The sequence below is a fragment of the Gilliamella sp. A7 genome, from assembly GCF_002142015.1.
Classification (GTDB): domain Bacteria; phylum Pseudomonadota; class Gammaproteobacteria; order Enterobacterales; family Orbaceae; genus Gilliamella; species Gilliamella apis_A.
In genome coordinates this window covers 1-18,531 of sequence record NZ_NASN01000026.1, presented here as the reverse complement: position 1 = coordinate 18,531, position 18,531 = coordinate 1, and the positions used below count along the sequence as shown (strand labels likewise).

General features: G+C 35.4%; 17 protein-coding genes, 1 pseudogene and 1 riboswitch. Of the genes and pseudogenes, 5 read left to right on the top strand and 13 right to left on the bottom strand.

Annotated elements, in window-relative coordinates:
- Positions 1–22: 22 nt before the first annotated feature.
- From B6D18_RS07765 to yeiP, 4 genes are all read right to left on the bottom strand, one after another.
- Positions 23–1,249, bottom strand: a complete 1,227-nt coding sequence (locus B6D18_RS07765; RefSeq protein ID WP_086363934.1) for an MFS transporter — start codon at positions 1,247–1,249, stop codon at positions 23–25.
- Positions 1,250–1,262: 13 nt separating this feature from the next.
- Positions 1,263–2,090, bottom strand: a complete 828-nt coding sequence (locus B6D18_RS07760) for an MBL fold metallo-hydrolase (RefSeq protein ID WP_086363933.1) — start codon at positions 2,088–2,090, stop codon at positions 1,263–1,265.
- A gap of 249 nt (positions 2,091–2,339) precedes the next feature.
- Entirely contained in the window at positions 2,340–3,236 is an 897-nt protein-coding gene (ttcA, locus tag B6D18_RS07755) for a tRNA 2-thiocytidine(32) synthetase TtcA (protein WP_086363932.1), read from the bottom strand.
- A gap of 14 nt (positions 3,237–3,250) precedes the next feature.
- Positions 3,251–3,823, bottom strand: coding sequence for an elongation factor P-like protein YeiP (yeiP, locus tag B6D18_RS07750; RefSeq protein WP_086363931.1), 573 nt, complete (start codon positions 3,821–3,823; stop codon positions 3,251–3,253).
- A gap of 109 nt (positions 3,824–3,932) precedes the next feature.
- On the opposite strand from yeiP, the gene B6D18_RS07745 reads away from it, so the two are divergent.
- Positions 3,933–4,199: a YkgJ family cysteine cluster protein gene (locus tag B6D18_RS07745; protein ID WP_086363930.1), complete on the top strand. Its 267-nt coding sequence runs from the start codon at positions 3,933–3,935 to the stop codon at positions 4,197–4,199.
- 180 nt (positions 4,200–4,379) lie between these two features.
- Positions 4,380–5,846 (top strand): amino acid permease, encoded by a 1,467-nt coding sequence (locus B6D18_RS07740; protein WP_256363486.1) that lies wholly within the window; start codon positions 4,380–4,382, stop codon positions 5,844–5,846.
- A gap of 127 nt (positions 5,847–5,973) precedes the next feature.
- On the opposite strand, the gene infA is transcribed toward B6D18_RS07740, so the two are convergent.
- From infA to bamD, 6 genes and pseudogenes are all read right to left on the bottom strand, one after another.
- Entirely contained in the window at positions 5,974–6,192 is a 219-nt protein-coding gene (infA, locus tag B6D18_RS07735; protein ID WP_025315083.1) for a translation initiation factor IF-1, read from the bottom strand.
- Positions 6,193–6,426: 234 nt separating this feature from the next.
- Positions 6,427–7,083: a nicotinate-nucleotide adenylyltransferase gene (gene nadD / locus B6D18_RS07730; protein ID WP_086363928.1), complete on the bottom strand. Its 657-nt coding sequence runs from the start codon at positions 7,081–7,083 to the stop codon at positions 6,427–6,429.
- A complete protein-coding gene (holA, locus tag B6D18_RS07725; protein WP_086363927.1) occupies positions 7,077–8,081 on the bottom strand; it encodes a DNA polymerase III subunit delta in 1,005 nt (334 codons plus the stop codon). The genes nadD and holA overlap by 7 nt, the downstream gene beginning before the upstream one ends.
- Before the next feature lie 9 nt (positions 8,082–8,090).
- Complete coding sequence (lptE, locus tag B6D18_RS07720; protein WP_086363926.1) at positions 8,091–8,582, bottom strand: LPS assembly lipoprotein LptE; 492 nt, start codon at positions 8,580–8,582, stop codon at positions 8,091–8,093.
- Positions 8,583–8,618: 36 nt separating this feature from the next.
- The gene (gene leuS, locus B6D18_RS07715; protein ID WP_086363925.1) at positions 8,619–11,201 is read right to left on the bottom strand and encodes a leucine--tRNA ligase; all 2,583 of its coding nucleotides are present in this window, start codon (positions 11,199–11,201) and stop codon (positions 8,619–8,621) included.
- A gap of 259 nt (positions 11,202–11,460) precedes the next feature.
- Positions 11,461–12,183 (bottom strand): annotated as a pseudogene (gene bamD, locus B6D18_RS07710) (outer membrane protein assembly factor BamD); the annotation flags it as partial.
- Between the two features lie 93 nt (positions 12,184–12,276).
- Here bamD and rluD point away from each other — a divergent pair.
- Both rluD and pgeF read left to right on the top strand, forming a co-directional pair.
- A complete protein-coding gene (gene rluD / locus B6D18_RS07705) occupies positions 12,277–13,251 on the top strand; it encodes a 23S rRNA pseudouridine(1911/1915/1917) synthase RluD (RefSeq protein ID WP_086363923.1) in 975 nt (324 codons plus the stop codon).
- An 8-nt stretch (positions 13,252–13,259) separates the two neighbouring features.
- Positions 13,260–14,033, top strand: coding sequence for a peptidoglycan editing factor PgeF (pgeF, locus tag B6D18_RS07700; protein ID WP_173795312.1), 774 nt, complete (start codon positions 13,260–13,262; stop codon positions 14,031–14,033).
- Positions 14,034–14,344: 311 nt separating this feature from the next.
- Here the strand turns inward: pgeF and B6D18_RS07695 are convergent, their stop codons facing one another.
- Positions 14,345–14,959: a 7-carboxy-7-deazaguanine synthase QueE gene (locus B6D18_RS07695; protein ID WP_086363921.1), complete on the bottom strand. Its 615-nt coding sequence runs from the start codon at positions 14,957–14,959 to the stop codon at positions 14,345–14,347.
- The gene (gene queD, locus B6D18_RS07690; protein ID WP_086363920.1) at positions 14,956–15,384 is read right to left on the bottom strand and encodes a 6-carboxytetrahydropterin synthase QueD; all 429 of its coding nucleotides are present in this window, start codon (positions 15,382–15,384) and stop codon (positions 14,956–14,958) included. The genes B6D18_RS07695 and queD overlap by 4 nt, the downstream gene beginning before the upstream one ends.
- A 3-nt stretch (positions 15,385–15,387) precedes the next feature.
- A riboswitch (PreQ1 riboswitch) is annotated at positions 15,388–15,433 on the bottom strand.
- A 274-nt stretch (positions 15,434–15,707) separates the two neighbouring features.
- On the opposite strand from queD, the gene clpB reads away from it, so the two are divergent.
- Positions 15,708–18,278: an ATP-dependent chaperone ClpB gene (clpB, locus tag B6D18_RS07685; protein WP_086363919.1), complete on the top strand. Its 2,571-nt coding sequence runs from the start codon at positions 15,708–15,710 to the stop codon at positions 18,276–18,278.
- A 93-nt stretch (positions 18,279–18,371) separates the two neighbouring features.
- On the opposite strand, the gene B6D18_RS07680 is transcribed toward clpB, so the two are convergent.
- Positions 18,372–18,531, bottom strand: a 160-nt coding sequence (locus B6D18_RS07680; protein WP_144063965.1) for an IS3 family transposase, incomplete at its 5' end; no start/stop codon positions are given.

The following is an 18,531-nucleotide window of genomic DNA, read 5'->3' as shown; positions in this document are numbered from 1 at the left end:
TTTATCGTTAACTGTGAATGGATTATTCTGATTCTACTTTTTTAGGTGTCATGATGACATCTTTGTCTCTAAAGAAGTACCAGAAACCTACCGCAACAATTGCTGCAACTACAGCTGGATAGATCCAAAACTCTTGCCATTGAGGTCCAGCATTAGGTAATGTTTTTTCAGTAACAACACGATTATTGATAAATCCACATACCGATGCCGCCATAAATACACCAAAGCCATTAGAAACAATAAAACGTAAGCCTTGAGCCTGAGCTTTGATTTCTGGGCCAGCTTTTTTATCAACATAAATATCGCCCGCGGTAAAGAAGAAATCCCAACAAATACCTTGTAATAATAAAGCTCCAATAATATAAAAGAACATATTACCATCTGACGTTGCTGCTAACGATAACATCATACAACGAATTATCCAACAAATTGCACCGAATAAGATGATCTTTTTAAACCCAAAGCGACCTAGTAGGAAAGATAAAAGGAACATAAATAGCACTTCTGTAGCAATAGCAATTTGCATCATTGATGCTGGTTCTAATCCTAATACAGGCAAATAAACGGGTAAATAAGCACTATATGCAGTTTTAGTTATCATTAAGATAAAGGTAGAAAGCATGAATATAGTGAAATATTTATCTTTAAAAAGAGATAAGGCATCTAAACACATAGCATCTCGAATTGAGAATTTTTTATTTCTACTGGTTGGTGGAGTATTTGGTAAAGTAAAACAATAAATGCCGTAAACCACAGAAGCACCAGAAGCAAGTAAAAATGAATTGATAGAACTTGAAAAACCAGTGTAACCAAGAATTAATCCTACTATCATAAAGCCGATAGTACCAAATACACGAATAATTGGGAACCAACGCACACCATCTATATGTCTAAAGCTAACGCTATTTGCTAAAGCAGTTGTTGGATAGAATAATAAACCAACAATAAATATCATTATTAAAAAGCCGACTATATTGCCACTTTCAACAAAGTTAGGAATGATAAATAAAACACCGGCATTAAGAATGTGTAATATCCCCATCACTTTTTGAGATGCGATGAATCTATCGGCAATCATACCAATAAAAAGTGGCGAAATGATGGTTGCAATTCCTAAAACTGAATAAGTAGAACCAACAATTTCTTTCAATCCATAAGCAGCAAGTACTGCACCGATCACCATATTCCATGCACCCTGCACAAAATATTGTAAAAACATCATTACCAGTAAACGTGGTATTTTAAACATATATTGCTCCATATTAAATTGTCATCATTAAGCCATCATAGGCAACTTGAATATTATAAGGTTTAAATATTTCAACTAATTCATCATGCATAAAACCACTGCTATGAGAATGATGAGAAGTGATAAGTTGAGTATTTGAATCAAAAATACCTTCGTCTAACATGCGTTTTTGAGCTGCAATAACAGTTTCAATACTCATGTGATTATTGGTTCTATCATTTTGTTTATAGCCGTAAGTACATTCAAAAATTGCCATATCAATTTTTTTACCGCTATTTTTTAACCATTGCCATGTGAGTTCAGGAAAATAACCAGAATCATGTCCGTGGAGTAGGGTTTTGCCATCTTTCTCGATTAAATAGATAAAACAAAATTCCCATTTAGCATGATTAGCCAACAACGCAGTAACGGTATAACCAGCTGATGTCACCACCGTTTGAAAGGGAACTAATAAATTAAACACAAAACGTTCAGGACTATATCCAGGTAAAACATTCAAGCAACCATTTATTGCAATATCATTGCCATAAACATACAGTGGATGGTCGATATTAAATCCGTAATCGATCATACGACTAAATAGATCGCCGACATTAAAATGGTCAGGATGCGTATGAGTAAACAATAAATCCTTTATTTTAGTAACGTCAATGTTTTCTCTCATTACTTGATAGCTAAATTCAGGGGCAAAATCAATTTGCATAATATCATCAATAAGAATCGAACTTCGAGTTCTTATGTTTTTACCTTTTTGTTGACGTGATTTTTCACAAATCTGACATTTACAAAAAGGATTTGGGATACCTTCTGATGCGGCAGAACCCAAAAACTGTAGTTTCACATTGTTCTCCTATCTATAATTAGGTTATTTTTTCTTTAAAGCTATTTTAGCTAAATATTATCAAAAATTGGAACGTTTCAATTTTATTTTAATGTCATAATAACCACAATAAAAATGGTATTTTTTTTTGTTAATTCGTGAGCAGGATCAAAATTTCTATAAAATAGATTATTGTTTTAATATTAAAAAATTATCGACGATATTGTGTATCGCCGATAATTAAGCGGGTTTAAATACTGGAGGGTATCCCTAGTTAGCTTCTTTCCAAAGAATTAGATCTTTATCGTCGAGTTCTGAAACATCGAATCCGACCATAGCAGGTAATTCTTCACGGTCAAAGGCTAAATCGCCACCATTGATATCAATATCACCTTTCTTAATCGCTTTGAAATCGTAAAGATTGGTATCGCATAAATGAGACAGGGTAATATTTTGTGTAGCACGAAACATAGTTTCGATACGACCAGGAAACTTTTTATCCCAATCATTTAGCATCTCTTTAATCACTTGCCGTTGCAAATTAGGTTGGGAACCACAAAGATTACATGGGATGATAGGAAATTGCTTCATTTCAGCATATTTTGCAATGTCTTTTTCTTTACAATACGCAAGAGGTCGAATAATAATATGTTCACCAGAATCATTCATCAATTTAGGTGGCATAGCTTTAAGTTTTCCACCATAAAACATGTTTAGAAACAGTGTTTCTAAAATGTCATCACGATGATGTCCAAGTGCTATTTTGGTTGCACCAAGTTCGGTTGCGGTACGATATAAAATACCACGTCGAAGTCTAGAACATAGTGAACAGGTTGTTTTACCTTCTGGAATTTTTTCTTTGACGATTCCATAAGTATTTTCTTGAACAATTTTATATTCAATACCTAATGATTCAAGATATTGAGGTAAAACATGCTCAGGAAAGCCAGGTTGTTTTTGATCTAAGTTGACTGCGACTAATTCAAATTGCACTGGTGCACTGATTTTCAAATTAATAAGAATGTCTAGCAGTGTATAACTATCTTTTCCGCCTGATAAACAGACCATTATACGATCGCCTTCTTCGATCATATTAAAATCAGCGATTGCTTCACCAGTCAGACGTCGCAATCGTTTATGTAATTTATTTTGATTGTATGTATTCATCACGATTTAATAGATTATTCCGCACGACTCATATATCGGCGTTCTGCGATATGAATTTTAACTCTTTCGTGGTTATCAATATATTCCGGAACTTGAATGACAAGACCGGTAGACAATGTTGCAGGTTTTGTCCGTGCACTTGCTGAAGCACCTTTGATACTTGGCGAAGTTTCAATAATTTCTAGTTCAACTGTTTGTGGCAACTCTAAAGCAACAACTTCACTATCGGCCATTAAAACCTGAATACCATCCATGCCACCATCTGGAATAAATAGCAGTTCTTCTTCAATTTGATCTTTCTTAAAAATAAATGGCGTATAGTCTTCATTATCCATAAAAACATATTCGTCACCGTCAATATAAGAAAAGCTTACCGGACGTCGGAATAGTTCGATAGTATCTAAAATATCGTCACCTTTAAAACGTTCTTCGACTTTGCCACCAGATTTTACATCAGTAAAACGCATTTTATAAAGGGTGCTTGCTCCACGGGCACTAGGACTTTGAACATCAATTTCTTTCACCAATAATAGTTTGCCATTGTAGGTGACAGCATCACCACGTTTTATTTCATTTGCTTTAGCCATAATACTTTCTTCATGTTTAATTGAGTTAAAATTTAGCTCGCTATTTTACTCTTAACTTGCTATTGTCACCAATATATTTTATAAAACATAAACAAATTCCTTTAACTTAATGACTGATTCATTCAAATGCCGTAAAAATTGTGGTGCATGTTGTATTGCGCCATCAATTTCATCTGCTATGCCTTTTATGCCTAATGGTAAGCCTGCCGGGATTGCCTGTTTTCATTTAGATGAGAATTTTCAATGTAAATTATTTGGTAATACTAATAGACCTTTAGTCTGTGATCGTTTAAAACCTTGTTTTGAAATGTGTGGCCTAAATCGTGATCAAGCGATGGATTATTTAACCCAGTTAGAACAGTTAACTAGCAGCTAAGTATTGCTAATATTTAACATATCAGTTGTATTATTAGAATTATTTATCTCGCACATAATTTTTTTTGATACACTTCACCGCAATTTATCAGCTAATGATAAATATCCAAATAAATTATTTTAAATCAGTTATTAACCTATATATAAAGTATATTAGTTGGTAGCTAAGCGTATTTAGAATCTGTTTAACAAGAAGAAAATTGATATGAATAATAAATTAAAGCGTGATTTAAAAGCACGCCATTTAACGATGATAGCCATTGGTGGTTCCATTGGAACAGGGTTATTTGTTGCTTCAGGTGCTACTGTTGCGCAAGCAGGTCCTGGTGGTGCACTGCTTTCTTATACCATTATCGGCATCATGGTTTACTTTTTAATGACTAGCTTGGGGGAGCTTGCTGCTTATCTTCCGGTTTCTGGCACTTTTGCGACTTATGGGTCACGCTATGTAGATGAGGCTTTTGGTTTCGCAATTGGCTGGAATTATTGGTATAACTGGGCAATAACGGTTGCTGTTGACTTAGTCGCTGCACAGTTGGTGATCTCCTATTGGTTTGATGCAGGGGCTTATAGTTGGTTATGGAGTCTATTGTTCCTAAGTATTATTTTTTGCCTGAACTATGTTTCAGTAAAAGGTTTTGGTGAGGCAGAATTCTGGTTTTCATTAATTAAAGTCGTCACTGTAATTTTATTTATTGTAGTTGGTTTATTAATGATTATTGGCATTTTAAAAGGTGCTGAAAATGCTGGTTGGCAAAACTGGCAAGTTGGTGACGCTCCATTTGTTGGTGGTTTTGCATCAATGATTGGTGTTGCGATGGTCGTTGGCTTCTCATTCCAAGGTACTGAACTAATTGGTATCGCTGCGGGAGAATCGAAAGATCCAGAAAAAAACATTCCAAAAGCAATGAAGCAAGTTTTCTGGCGAATACTGTTATTTTATATTTTTGCAATTTTAGTCATTAGTTTAATCATTCCATATACTGATCCTAACTTACTACGTAATGATGAAACTGATATCAGTGTTAGTCCATTTACTCTAGTTTTTCAGCATGCAGGGTTATTATCTGCAGCAGCTATTATGAATGCGGTTATTTTAACTTCAGTACTTTCCGCTGGTAATTCAGGCTTATATGCTTCAACCCGCATGCTATATGCTTTAGCTAAAGAAGGTAAAGCACCAAAGATCTTCGGACGATTATCTTCATCAGGTGTACCTGATATGGCATTATTTGCGACAACATTAGTGGCTATGCTTTGCTTCTTAACCTCACTATACAAAGATCAGGAGGTTTATTTATGGCTACTTAATATGTCTGGTATGACAGGATTTATTGCATGGCTTGGTATTGCTATTAGCCATTATCGTTTTAGAAAAGGCTACATAACTCAAGGTCGTGATCTAAATAAATTACCATATCGTTCGAGTTGTTTCCCATTTGGTCCTATTTTTGCCTTTATACTTTGTTTGACGATAACATTAGGGCAAAATTATGAAGCATTTTTACAAGACACCATTGATTGGAACGGTGTCATTGCTACTTACATCGGTATTCCATTATTTCTTTCGATTTACTTTGGTTATAAAATCATTAAAAAGACTAAATGGATAAAGTATGATCAAATGGATTTTTCTCAATTGGATTAATTAGGTAATCACCTAAATTATTACTTGCACTTCCGTCGACTTTAGCCGACGGAATTGTATTAAAGAAGAGTAAATAACTAATTAACTTATTAGTTAATAATGTAAAACAACAAGCGTGATAACGATATTAACGACTACGGAATATGATACGTGCTTTTGAAAGATCGTAAGGTGTCATTTCTACCGTTACTTTATCACCAGTTAGAATTCGAATATAGTTCTTTCTCATCTTTCCAGAAATGTGTGCAGTAACAACATGACCGTTTTCAAGTTCAACACGAAACATCGTGTTTGGAAGAGTATCAAGAATAGTACCTTGCATTTCAATGTTATCTTCTTTTGCCATTGGGGCCTCTTAATATTAAATACAAATTAAATACACTCAAACCAACAAACATCATTCTCATTTTCTTTGCGGTTAACTAAAAAAGTGAATTAATCAAACTCAACTAAATTACCAAAATGTTTTTGGTCTAGTCAAAGTGATTGATTTGAGTATAAACACAGAACTACTATATTAAAATTATCTAAATATAGCGGCGAAATAATGCCGAAAAAACTCTCAGATGTAAAGTCATTTCTAACATTTCTTTGCTTTATAGAGCCTATTTTCATGTATATATTGCCAAACTTTAGGCGATAATAACTTTTCACAGCTTTGTTGATTATCAATATTGTGTCGGATTTCTGTCGCTGAAATTGCTTCAAGTGGTGTATTAGCAAAGTAAATATAGCCATTAGGACATTGATGTAATGCTTGACTATCTTTGGTTTGGTGTTCATGAATCCATTTTTGTAACTTGCTATCACTGGAAGTTTGAGCGTAACCTGGTCGCTTACATATTAGCAAATGACAATAATCGAGTAATTTTTGCCACTCTTTCCATGTTGGTAAACTAAGCAAAGAATCTTGTCCCATTATAAAAGCTAAACTTTGCTGAGTACCATTTTGTTGACGCCATGATTTGAGGGTATCAACAGTAAAAGAGGGTTGGTTAATTAGCTTTGGTTCTAATTCCCGAGTATCAATTGAAAATAAGGAATAATCCGCTATAGCCAACTTTAACATAGCTAAACGTTGCTCTGTATTCGCTTCAGGTTGTGGTTTATGAGGTGGAATACGGTTGGGTAACAGATTAATTTTAGTTAATCCTACTTCTTCGGCTAAGGCTAAAGCTGGACGTAAGTGCCCATAATGGATTGGATCAAAGGTTCCACCAAATAATGCCGTTAACACTTATTTAACCCCATAAACTGCATTGTTAAACTTAATAATGCATCCCAGATAGGTAAATCATTGTTATGTTTTAGGCTAATTTCAATTTCGGCTAATGTCGCTAGTACGGCAAATAAAGCTTTGATATCAAAACGATTTAAATAAGAGCTATACATGGTTCTTCTATTTTGCCAGACTCTATATTCATCAAAAACTTGACGATGTGATTTCTCGACCAAAGCTAATTTTAAATTGATCAATAAAATCAATTCACGTTGAACAATCCGCATCAATATTAATGGCTCAAAATCATTCATTTTAAGCTGTTGTAAAATATGGGTTGCACGTTTAGCTTTATTAGAAAGCATTGCATCAATCCAATGAAAAGGGGTAAATATTGCTGAATCATTAATATTTGATTCAACTTGCTCATAAGAAATAGTTTGATTGGGATAAAGCAAATTTAATTGTTCAATAAGTTGCGTTAATGCCAATAAATTACCTTCATAATAATAGCTAAGCAATTCAATCGCAGGAGATTCAATAGCTATTTGCATTTGTTGTAAATAGCTTTTGATCCATTGTGGTAATTGTGCTGCTTCAGGTGTTGAACAATTCACTACCACTAATTGGTCAGATAAAGCTTTATACCATGATGCATTTTCTTGGGTCTTAGTAATCTTAACCATACTAATTATCAAGCCAATATCAGGCGTCAACATTTCACATAATGTGTTTAACTTTGCTGCCACTGAAACATTTAGCACTCCTTCAGCAATATCTATACAGAGTAAAGTTTTGTTTGAGAATAGATTCATTGCTTGACAACTATCATACATTACCGACCAATCTGTTTGGCTATTGATTGTGAAAGAGAGTTGTTCGTCATATTGAGCTTGCTTGAAAGCTTTACGCAACTTAGTTTGTGCATAATGTTGCAAATAAGGATCGCTACCTAAAATTAAATAATAAGGCGATCCTAATTGCTGGATTATTTTTTCAGCACTAATTTTTATCATAACTAGTTGTTAATTAGTAGCATCAATTGATTTTAATTTACGGATGATCTGTGTAGCTGCTTGCTTATACATTTCATCCTCAATTAAATTTTGTTCTACGTTTTTAGCTAGTGCTGCAGCTGGATTATCAAAGAAGGTACGGAAAATACTAACTTTAATTGGATGAATTTGTTCGCCGGCAATGACTACTTGAGCTTGAACCGTCAATACTAACTGATATTCTGCAGCTTTACCATCTTGATAGATTGATATAGTGTTTTTATTCAACGAATCTTTGACTATATGTAATGTTGGATATTTGGCTTTGTCATTGGCATCAGTTAATGTCACTTCATTATCGCGCAACAACTCTTTAACGTTTCTTGACAATCGACCGAATGGATCACCGCTTACATAAGATAATGTCTTAAAGCGAGTTGGAACCTCCGGTTCATATTGTAAATGAAAACCGCATCCAGACAACAATATTGTCAATAACATCAAAGCCAAATATTTTTTCATTGGTATTATCACCTATATCTTATTTATCCAACATTATTAACCTACAACCAGATTCAATAGTTTACCTGGCACATAAATAACCTTATGAATTGTCATGTCAGTTAAATATTTTTGAATGTTTGGTTCTTGTTTCGCTTGTTCTACTACAAAATCTTGTTTGGCATCCGCAGGGACGGTAAATTTGCCACGCACTTTACCATTAATTTGTATAACAATTAATTTTTCATCTTCAACCATTGCCGATTCATCAGCAATAGGCCATGATGCATTATCAATGGTTTCACTGTGACCCAATGCTTGCCACATAACAAAACAAACATGAGGCATCATAGGATAAAGTAATCTGACAACTGCATTTAATGATTCATCCATTAACGCACGGTCTTGATCTGTATCTAGTGAAGCTTTTTGTAAGCGATTCATAAATTCCATTACTGCTGCAATTGCGGTATTGAAAGTTTGACGGCGACCAATATCATCACTGACTTTAGCAATCGTTTTATGTAGTTCACGGCGTAATGTTTTTTGTTCGGCTGTCAATTTGGATAGATCAAGAGCAGTTGCTTTACCAAGTTGAGCATGCTCATATACCAAACGCCATACACGTTTAATAAATCGATTAGCACCTTCCACACCAGATTCTTGCCATTCAAGTGTCATATCGGCCGGTGAGGCAAACATCATAAATAATCTAACGGTATCTGCACCATATTTTTCAACCATCTCTTGTGGATCGATACCATTATTTTTTGATTTAGACATCTTCGTCATACCAGCATGAACAAGTTCATTACCTTTGCTGTCTGTGGCTTTAGCAATACGACCTTTGTCATCACGTTCAATAGTGACTTCAGTTGGTGAAACCCAAATACGTTCATTGGTAGGGCTGGTGTAATAGAACGCATCAGCTAAAACCATACCTTGGCATAACAAGCGTTTGGCAGGTTCGTCTGATTTTACTAAACCAAAATCACGCATTAATTTATGGAAGAATCTAAAATAGAGTAAATGCATGATTGCATGTTCAATACCACCGACATACTGATCAACAGGCAACCAATAGTTTGCCGCATTTTCATCTAACATACCTTTGTCATAATGAGGGCAGGTGTAGCGTGCATAATACCAAGAAGATTCCATAAAGGTATCAAAAGTATCGGTTTCACGCAGTGCCGGTTGACCATTAACGGTAGTTTTTGCCCAATTTGGATCTGCTTTTATTGGACTAGTTATACCATTCATTTCAACATTTTCTGGTAAAATGACTGGCAGTTGATCTTCTGGTGTTGGGATTGTTGTGCCGTCTTCAAGTGTCACCATAGGAATTGGTGCACCCCAATAACGTTGACGAGAGACTCCCCAATCACGTAAACGATAATTTACTTTACGATTACCAATGCCTAATGCAATAAGTTTATCTGCGATAGCATTAAAAGCTTGTTCAAAATTAAGACCGTCAAATTCGCCAGAATTAAATAATTTACCGTGCTCGGTATAAGCTTGCTGTGATAGGTCAGGAGCTTGATCATCTTGTGTTAGAATAACTGGTTTAATTGGTAAATTATATTTTGATGCAAACTCATAATCACGTTCATCGTGACCAGGTACAGCCATTACAGCACCTGTGCCATATTCAATTAATACAAAGTTAGCAATCCAAACAGGAACTTTTGTACCGGTTAATGGATGAATGGCAAAAAATCCTGTTGCAATACCTTTCTTTTCCATTGTTGCCATGTCGGCTTCGGCAGTTTTAGTTGTTTTGCATTCAGCAATAAATTCAGCTATTTTTGGATTATTTTGTGCAGCTAATTGAGCAAGTGGATGTTCCGCAGCTACCGAAACAAAACTCACACCCATTAACGTATCAGGACGAGTAGTATAAACACGTAACTTATCGCTATAGTTTTCAACGGCAAAATCAAATTCTACCCCTTCAGAACGACCAATCCAGTTTCGTTGCATTGTTTTGACTTGTTCTGGCCAGCTTTCAAGGGTATCTAAATCATTCAATAACTCATCAGCATATTCAGTGATTTTGATAAACCATTGTGGAATTTCTTTACGTTCAACAGGTGTATTACAACGCCAACAACAACCCTCAACCACTTGTTCGTTAGCTAATACTGTCTGATCGTTTGGACACCAATTAACTGCTGAAGTTTTTTTATAAACTAAACCTTTTTCAAACAGTTTGGTAAAGAACCATTGTTCCCATTTGTAATATTCTGGACGGCAAGTTGTTACTTCACGATCCCAATCATAACCAAAACCAAGTAGCTGTAATTGCTTCTTCATGTAAGCAATATTTTCATAAGTCCATTTGGCTGGTGCAGTATTATTTTTAACTGCTGCCCCTTCAGCTGGTAAACCAAATGCATCCCAACCGATTGGTTGTAATACATTTTTACCATTCAAACGTTGATAACGTGAAATAGTATCACCGATAGTGTAATTTCGGACATGACCAAGATGTAAACGACCTGAAGGGTATGGAAGCATCGATAAACAGTAATACTTCTCTTTAGAGGGATCTTCGGTAACATGGAATGTTTTTTCTTCTTGCCAATGTTTTTGTACTTTGGCTTCAATTTCATCTGGGCGATATTGTTCTTGCATGACGAATTAATGTCCTATCTATTATTGCTAATAAAAATAATTTGCTAATTGTATTGGTTATTGAGGTGTTTTACAAACGTTATGTGAATTGTAAGATTGATTTATTAGGAATTAAAAGATGTAAAATAAATATAGCGTATTAGTAAAAAGCACAAAATAAAGCGAGCATAGCTCGCTTCGTAAATAACTAGCCGCCATTGAATACACTAGTAAACTTGGAAAAGAATGATTTTTGTTTTTCTTTTGGTATGTTTACCAAATTGGCCTGAATAAGTTGATCGACTTTTTGACTTTCATCAACTAAACCTAATTCATTATAAGCATTGCGCATTAATAATAGTGCGCTCTTAGTTGAATCAGTATCAGGGAATAAGGCTAACATTTGGGTGACACGATTAATTACTGCAACGTAGGCACCACGTTTAGTGTAATATTGCGATACTTTTAACTCATGACGAGCGATTCTATTTTTCAAAAATACTAAGCGCTTTTTGGCATCGGCTGCATAACTACTATTTGGAAAACTAGCTACCAAATAAGTAAAATCTTTAAATGCAGCTATAGCAAATTCAGGATCACGATCTGAACGATCGACATTAAACCAACCTTGAATTGTATTGTCATTTTGCGCCATATTAGAAATTCCGCGCATATAAATTACCCAATCGATATTTGGGTGCGTCGGATTTAATTTTAAAAAGCGGTCAATTGATGCAACGGCCAATGGATAATCCGCTGTTTTATAGTAGGCATAAATTAAATCTAATTGAACTTGTTGTGAATAAGGTCCAAATGGATAATTTTTATCTATAGCCTCTAAAACACTAATACTGGATTTGATATTTCCACTCTCAAGCTCTGTTTTAGCTTTATTGTGGAGCTCAATCTCTGGCACATTCTCAACATCATGCTTTGTACTTGTACAGCCAATTAGCATGCTACTTAAAGCGATAGCTAACATAGTTTGTAAACGCAATTTCATTCAGTTTTCAATCCAAAATATAATTAAACATTAAAGGCGATGATTGGTATATAATACTCTAAAACATAACAGCTTAAAATAGATAAATTACTCATGCACAAGTTAAAACTATCATCTGAAATCGAACAAACTCAGCTTGGAATGCGTTTGGATCAGGCTTTATCCGAGCTTTTTCCTGATTACTCAAGGTCTAGAATTAAAGAATGGATCATAAATAATAAAGTATTAGTGAATAATAATATTGTAAATAAACCCAAAGATAAAGTCCTTGGTGGTGAAAAAATATCCATTGAAGTTGAAATCGAAGAAGAAACTTATCACCAACCAGAAGATATAAAACTTAATATTGTTTATGAAGATGATGATATTTTAGTTATTAATAAACCACGTGATTTAGTTGTTCATCCTGGTGCTGGAAATCCAAATGGTACCGTATTGAATGCATTGCTTTATCACTACCCAGATATTTCTCGTGTTCCAAGAGCTGGCATTGTCCATCGTTTAGATAAAGATACCACAGGTTTAATGGTGGTTGCTAAAACCATTGAAGCGCAAACTCATTTAGTTGAATCATTACAGTTACGTGAAATAACTCGGGAATATGAAGCGGTTGCTATGGGAATTATTACCGCTGGTGGTACTGTAGATCAACCTATAACTCGCCATCCAACCAAACGAACCCATATGGCAGTTTTTCCAACCGGAAAACCAGCAGTAACCCATTATCGAGTAATGGAAAAATATCGGCTACATACCCGATTACGTTTAAGACTTGAAACAGGTCGAACCCATCAAATTCGTGTACATATGGCACATATTGCGCATCCATTAGTCGGTGATCCACTTTATGGTGGCCGACCAAGACCACCGAAAGGTGCTAGCGAATCATTTATCCAAACTTTGCGTGATTTTGATCGCCAAGCCTTACATGCCACTATGTTACGTTTATATCATCCAATTACTGGCGAGCTAATGGAATGGCATGCACCAATACCAGAGGATATGCAAAAATTAATACAAGAGTTACAATCAGATGCAGAACTTCATAAAGATGAGCTTGATTGGTAATAGTTATGATTAAATCAATTTATCCATATTGGCCAGCACCGACAAATATTCGTGCTTTTACTACAACTCGCATCGGTGGTGTGAGTTCTGCTCCGTTTGATTGCCTAAATTTAGGTTGCCGGACTGGTGATGATTTGAATGATATTGTTGAAAATCGTCGTCTTATAATTACTGCTGAAAAAATTCCTAGTGAACCTTATTGGTTAAATCAAACGCATGGTACAACCGTACTTGATATTTCAGAAATTCAATTACAGCCAGCAAGTGGATTGATTGGTAATAGTGAACGTTTTGAAGCTGATGGCTCATATACCCGGCAAGCCAATCAAGTAAGCGTCGTCTTAACAGCTGATTGTATGCCAGTACTATTTTGTTCAGTTGAGGGAAATCAAGTCGCTGCTGCCCATGCCGGCTGGCGTGGGCTTTGTCATGGTATTTTAGAAGAGACAGCTAAGAAGTTTTATTGTAAGGCTAGTGATATCATAGTTTGGCTTGGTCCCGCAATTGGCGCTACAAAATTTGAAGTAGGTGGCGAAGTGAAAAAGCAGTTTGAAGCTTACGATGCAAATGCGCATCAAGCATTTAAACTAATAGATGCCAAACAACAAAAATATTTAGCAGATCTTTATATGATTGCCAAACAGCGATTAAACTCAATCGGAATTAAGCAAATTTATGGTGGTAACTATTGTACCTATACTGAGCGAGATCTGTTTTATTCATATCGTCGAGAAAACAAGACCGGAAGAATGGCAACAATGATCTGGTTTGAGAAAAATTAAACCAGTGGTGACAATTATCATGCCCCTTGTTGTAAATTTAACCAAGATATCTACTTATTATCTTCTTCATTATGACTAATAAAGAGTGGAAAATTGATATGCCGGTTAATTCATTTCCCAATCAATATGATTAAACTCAAACCATGTATTGGCATAAGTTGAATGAACAAATATAAATTATAAACCGACTAAAACACGATTAAATATCACCAATAAAAATATTGGTTAATAATAACGCTATCTTTTTAAAGTTTAAAGCCTAACTTATGGATAAGGTTGATTTTTTATGTTTAGTTGTTAATCGTAAAAGATTACTCAATATTGGCAAATTTATGTGTTTGTAGGCTTAACATCCATTTATTATCAATACGTTTATGATTAATCTTACCTAACAACTCAATGGTATCAAACATATTCATCTCACCATTGACTTCGCAAGGTGACAAATAGTAACGTTTAGCTTGAATATGCTGCTCAATATAGTAACAAAAATCGATAAATCCCGTTTGTTTCTCTGCGACAATTCTTACTTCACTAGCTGTTGGTTGCACAATTTTATGATAACGACTTTTATAACAAAATTTCGGGCTCAATGCGATATAATCAATCAAAGGGTCGACCTTACCAAGTCCATTACTCTCAATAGCGATATAGTAGCCAGCTTGTTTTAAATGCGTTAATAATAAAGATAACTCTTTCACCATTGTTGGCTCGCCACCGGTGATAATAATATTGCTGCTTTTGTACTGCTTAATTTTTGTCAGTATTTGCTCTAACGTAAAACGTTGAAATTTGCGAAAATTAGTATCACACCAACTACAATTTAAATTACAGCCAGCAAAACGAATAAAAATAGCTGGCATACCAGTGTTATAACCTTCGCCTTGTAAAGATTCGAAGATTTCAACAATACGATATTCGATCATTTTTCGCTCCGATGATACTCACAATAAGAAGTAGGGGTTTCCCAAAGCTTAATCATCGATACAGGTAGAAATTGTGATAAGTGGTCAAAAATAAATTTACTCATTCCTTCTGCAGTAGTGCGACAAGGAAAAGCAAAAATTTTACGTTGCATTTTCTGCAAAAGCTCAGCTATTTGGCTTTCATTAGCATTATTTTGATTATAAAGATAAGCATGATCGAGTTGGTCGATAATTTGCTGTTTTACAATTGATTTTATTTCAGCATAATCCATTACCATATCAGCACTTGAACCGTTGGTAATAAGTTCATTGCTGATCTCGACTAACAAACGGTAGGTATGACCATGTAGGTTATGACATTTTCCATTATGCCCATCTAACATATGACAAGCATCAAACTGGAACTCTTTAGCAATTTTAAACATATTTCTTTCCTAGTTTTTTTTCGTGGGATGGATTACGAACCACGGTTAGCTAATCTAACAAAATAAAGTGGCTAATATAAAGGATAAAAGCTTGAGTGTCATCCAAATTTACTAAACATTTTTGCTTAAGTGCTGGTTTTTCAAACTACTTTATCTTTTATAAAGACGCGAGTAAAATATAAACGATTTTATTGCAAAAATTCGTCAAAAATATTGTTAATCAGCTCTTGAAATTTATTCTTCCACACTCATTTAGTGATTATGCAAATGGATTAGATGTGTTACACATTTAAACCAAATTTATTGCTTAGGAGATAAATAATATGAGGTTAGATAAACTCACTAACAAATTTCAACAAGCTTTAGCTGATGCGCAATCAATCGCATTAGGTAAAGATAATCAATATATAGAGCCCATTCATGTATTATCTGCCATGCTTAATCAAGAAGGCAGTGGGATTAATCCATTACTGGTGGCTTCAGGTGCAAATATTGCGACATTACAACAAGAATTAAATCAAGCAATTGAACGTTTACCCCAAGTTCAAGGCATTGGTGGTGAAGTTATTCCATCACAAGAATTAGTAAGAATTTTGAATCTATGTGACAAATTAGCGCAAAAAAATGGCGATAGCTATATTTCATCTGAATTATTCATACTAGCTGCATTAGATGAAAAAGGTAATTTAACCGATATTTTAAAGAGAGCAGGTGTCAGCAAAGACAAATTTAGCCAAGCAGTTAACCAAGTAAGAGGGAGTGATAACGTGAACGATCCTAATGCTGAAGATCAACGTGGTGCATTGAAAAAATATACCATTGATTTAACCGAAAGAGCCGAACAAGGCAAGCTTGATCCCGTCATTGGTCGTGATGAAGAGATTCGCCGAACCATTCAAGTATTGCAACGTCGAACTAAAAACAATCCAGTATTAATCGGTGAGCCAGGAGTTGGTAAAACAGCTATCGTAGAAGGTTTAGCACAACGTATTGTTAATCGTGAAGTGCCAGAAGGTTTACGTAACAAACGAGTATTATCATTAGATATGGGGGCATTAATTGCCGGTGCTAAATATCGTGGTGAATTTGAAGAACGCTTAAAAGCGGTACTTAAAGATATCGCCAAAGCCGAAGGTAGTATTATTCTCTTTATTGATGAAATACATACTATGGTCGGTGCTGGTAAAAGTGATGGAGCAATGGATGCTGGTAATATGTTAAAACCGGCATTAGCTCGAGGTGAGTTACACTGTGTTGGTGCCACCACGCTTGATGAATATCGTCAATATATCGAAAAAGATCCGGCATTAGAACGTCGTTTTCAAAAAGTATATGTAGCAGAACCGTCAGTTGAAGATACCATTGCAATATTGCGTGGTTTAAAAGAACGTTATGAACTGCATCATCATGTGCAAATTACCGATCCGGCAATTGTTGCAGCAGCAACCTTATCGCATCGTTATATCTCCGATCGTATGTTACCAGACAAAGCGATCGACTTAATTGATGAAGCAGCATCAAGTATCCGTATGCAAATGGACTCAAAACCAGAGTCATTGGATCGGCTTGAACGACGTATTATTCAGCTCAAACTTGAACAACAAGCGCTTAAGAAAGAGTCTGATGATGCCAGCAAAAAACGACTTGAGATGTTAAATGATGAACTTGCTGAAAAAGAAAAGGCTTATGCATCACTTGAAGAAGAGTGGAAATCAGAGAAGGCTGCGCTTTCGGGTACTCAAAATATCAAGGCCGAGTTGGAAAAGGCACGTACTGAAATAGAACAGGCTCGCCGAATGGGTGACTTAAACAAGATGTCCGAACTACAGTATGGCAAAATCCCAGAATTAGAGAAGAAACTGGCTGCAGCTACACAGCTAGAAGGTAAAACCATGAAGTTATTGCGTAACAAAGTTACCGATAACGAAATTGCTGAAGTTTTATCGAAAGCAACAGGTATTCCTGTATCGAGAATGCTAGAAAGTGAAAAAGAAAAACTGTTACATATGGAAGACGCCCTACATAAACGCGTTATTGGTCAAAATGAGGCGGTTGTTGCTGTGGCCAATGCTATTCGTCGTAGTCGAGCAGGGCTTTCTGATCCGAATAAACCGATTGGCTCCTTCTTATTCTTAGGACCAACAGGTGTTGGTAAAACTGAACTTTGTAAAGCATTGGCTAACTTTATGTTTGACAGTGAAGATGCTATGGTACGTATCGACATGTCTGAGTTTATGGAAAAACATTCTGTAGCTCGATTAATCGGTGCACCTCCTGGTTATGTTGGTTATGAAGAAGGAGGCTATCTCACAGAAGCAGTGAGACGACGACCATACTCTGTTATCTTACTCGATGAAGTCGAAAAAGCACATCCAGATGTTTTTAACATCTTATTACAAGTATTGGATGATGGACGATTAACTGATGGACAAGGTCGTACTGTTGATTTTCGTAATACAGTAATTATCATGACATCTAACTTAGGTTCTGATCTGATTCAAGGTCAAGTCGAACTGAGTTACGACGAGATGAAAGCGTTAGTCATGACTGTGGTAACTAAACACTTTAGACCGGAGTTTATCAATCGTATTGATGAAACAGTGGTATTCCATCCATTAGGACAAGAAAACATCAAAGCAATTGCGAAAATTCAATTAGCTCATGTTGAAAAACGTCTTGATGAGCGTGGATATGAAATGGATATCTCTGATGCTGCACTGGAACAATTAGCTAAAGTTGGTTTTGACCCAATTTATGGTGCAAGACCATTAAAACGTGCAATACAACAAGAAATTGAAAATCCATTGGCACAACAGATTTTATCTGGCAAATTAGTTCCAGGTAAAACGATTCATCTAGATTTGGATGATGGTAATATTGTTGCCAAACAGTAAAGCTACTCATTAATTGGTTGTCGAAAACACAACAATATTAATAAAACCAAAAGCCTGAAAATTGAAGTGACCCCATAAAGTTGGACACTTTGATTAAGCGGCTTGTAAGGCCTGATTTCGATATTCAACCGGAGTCAGGCCTTTTAATTTGGCTTTAATCCGTTTGGTGTTGTAGTATTCTATATATTCTTCTATTTTTTCAATCAATTCATCTGCATCTTCAAAGCATTGTCCATGATACATTTCTGATTTT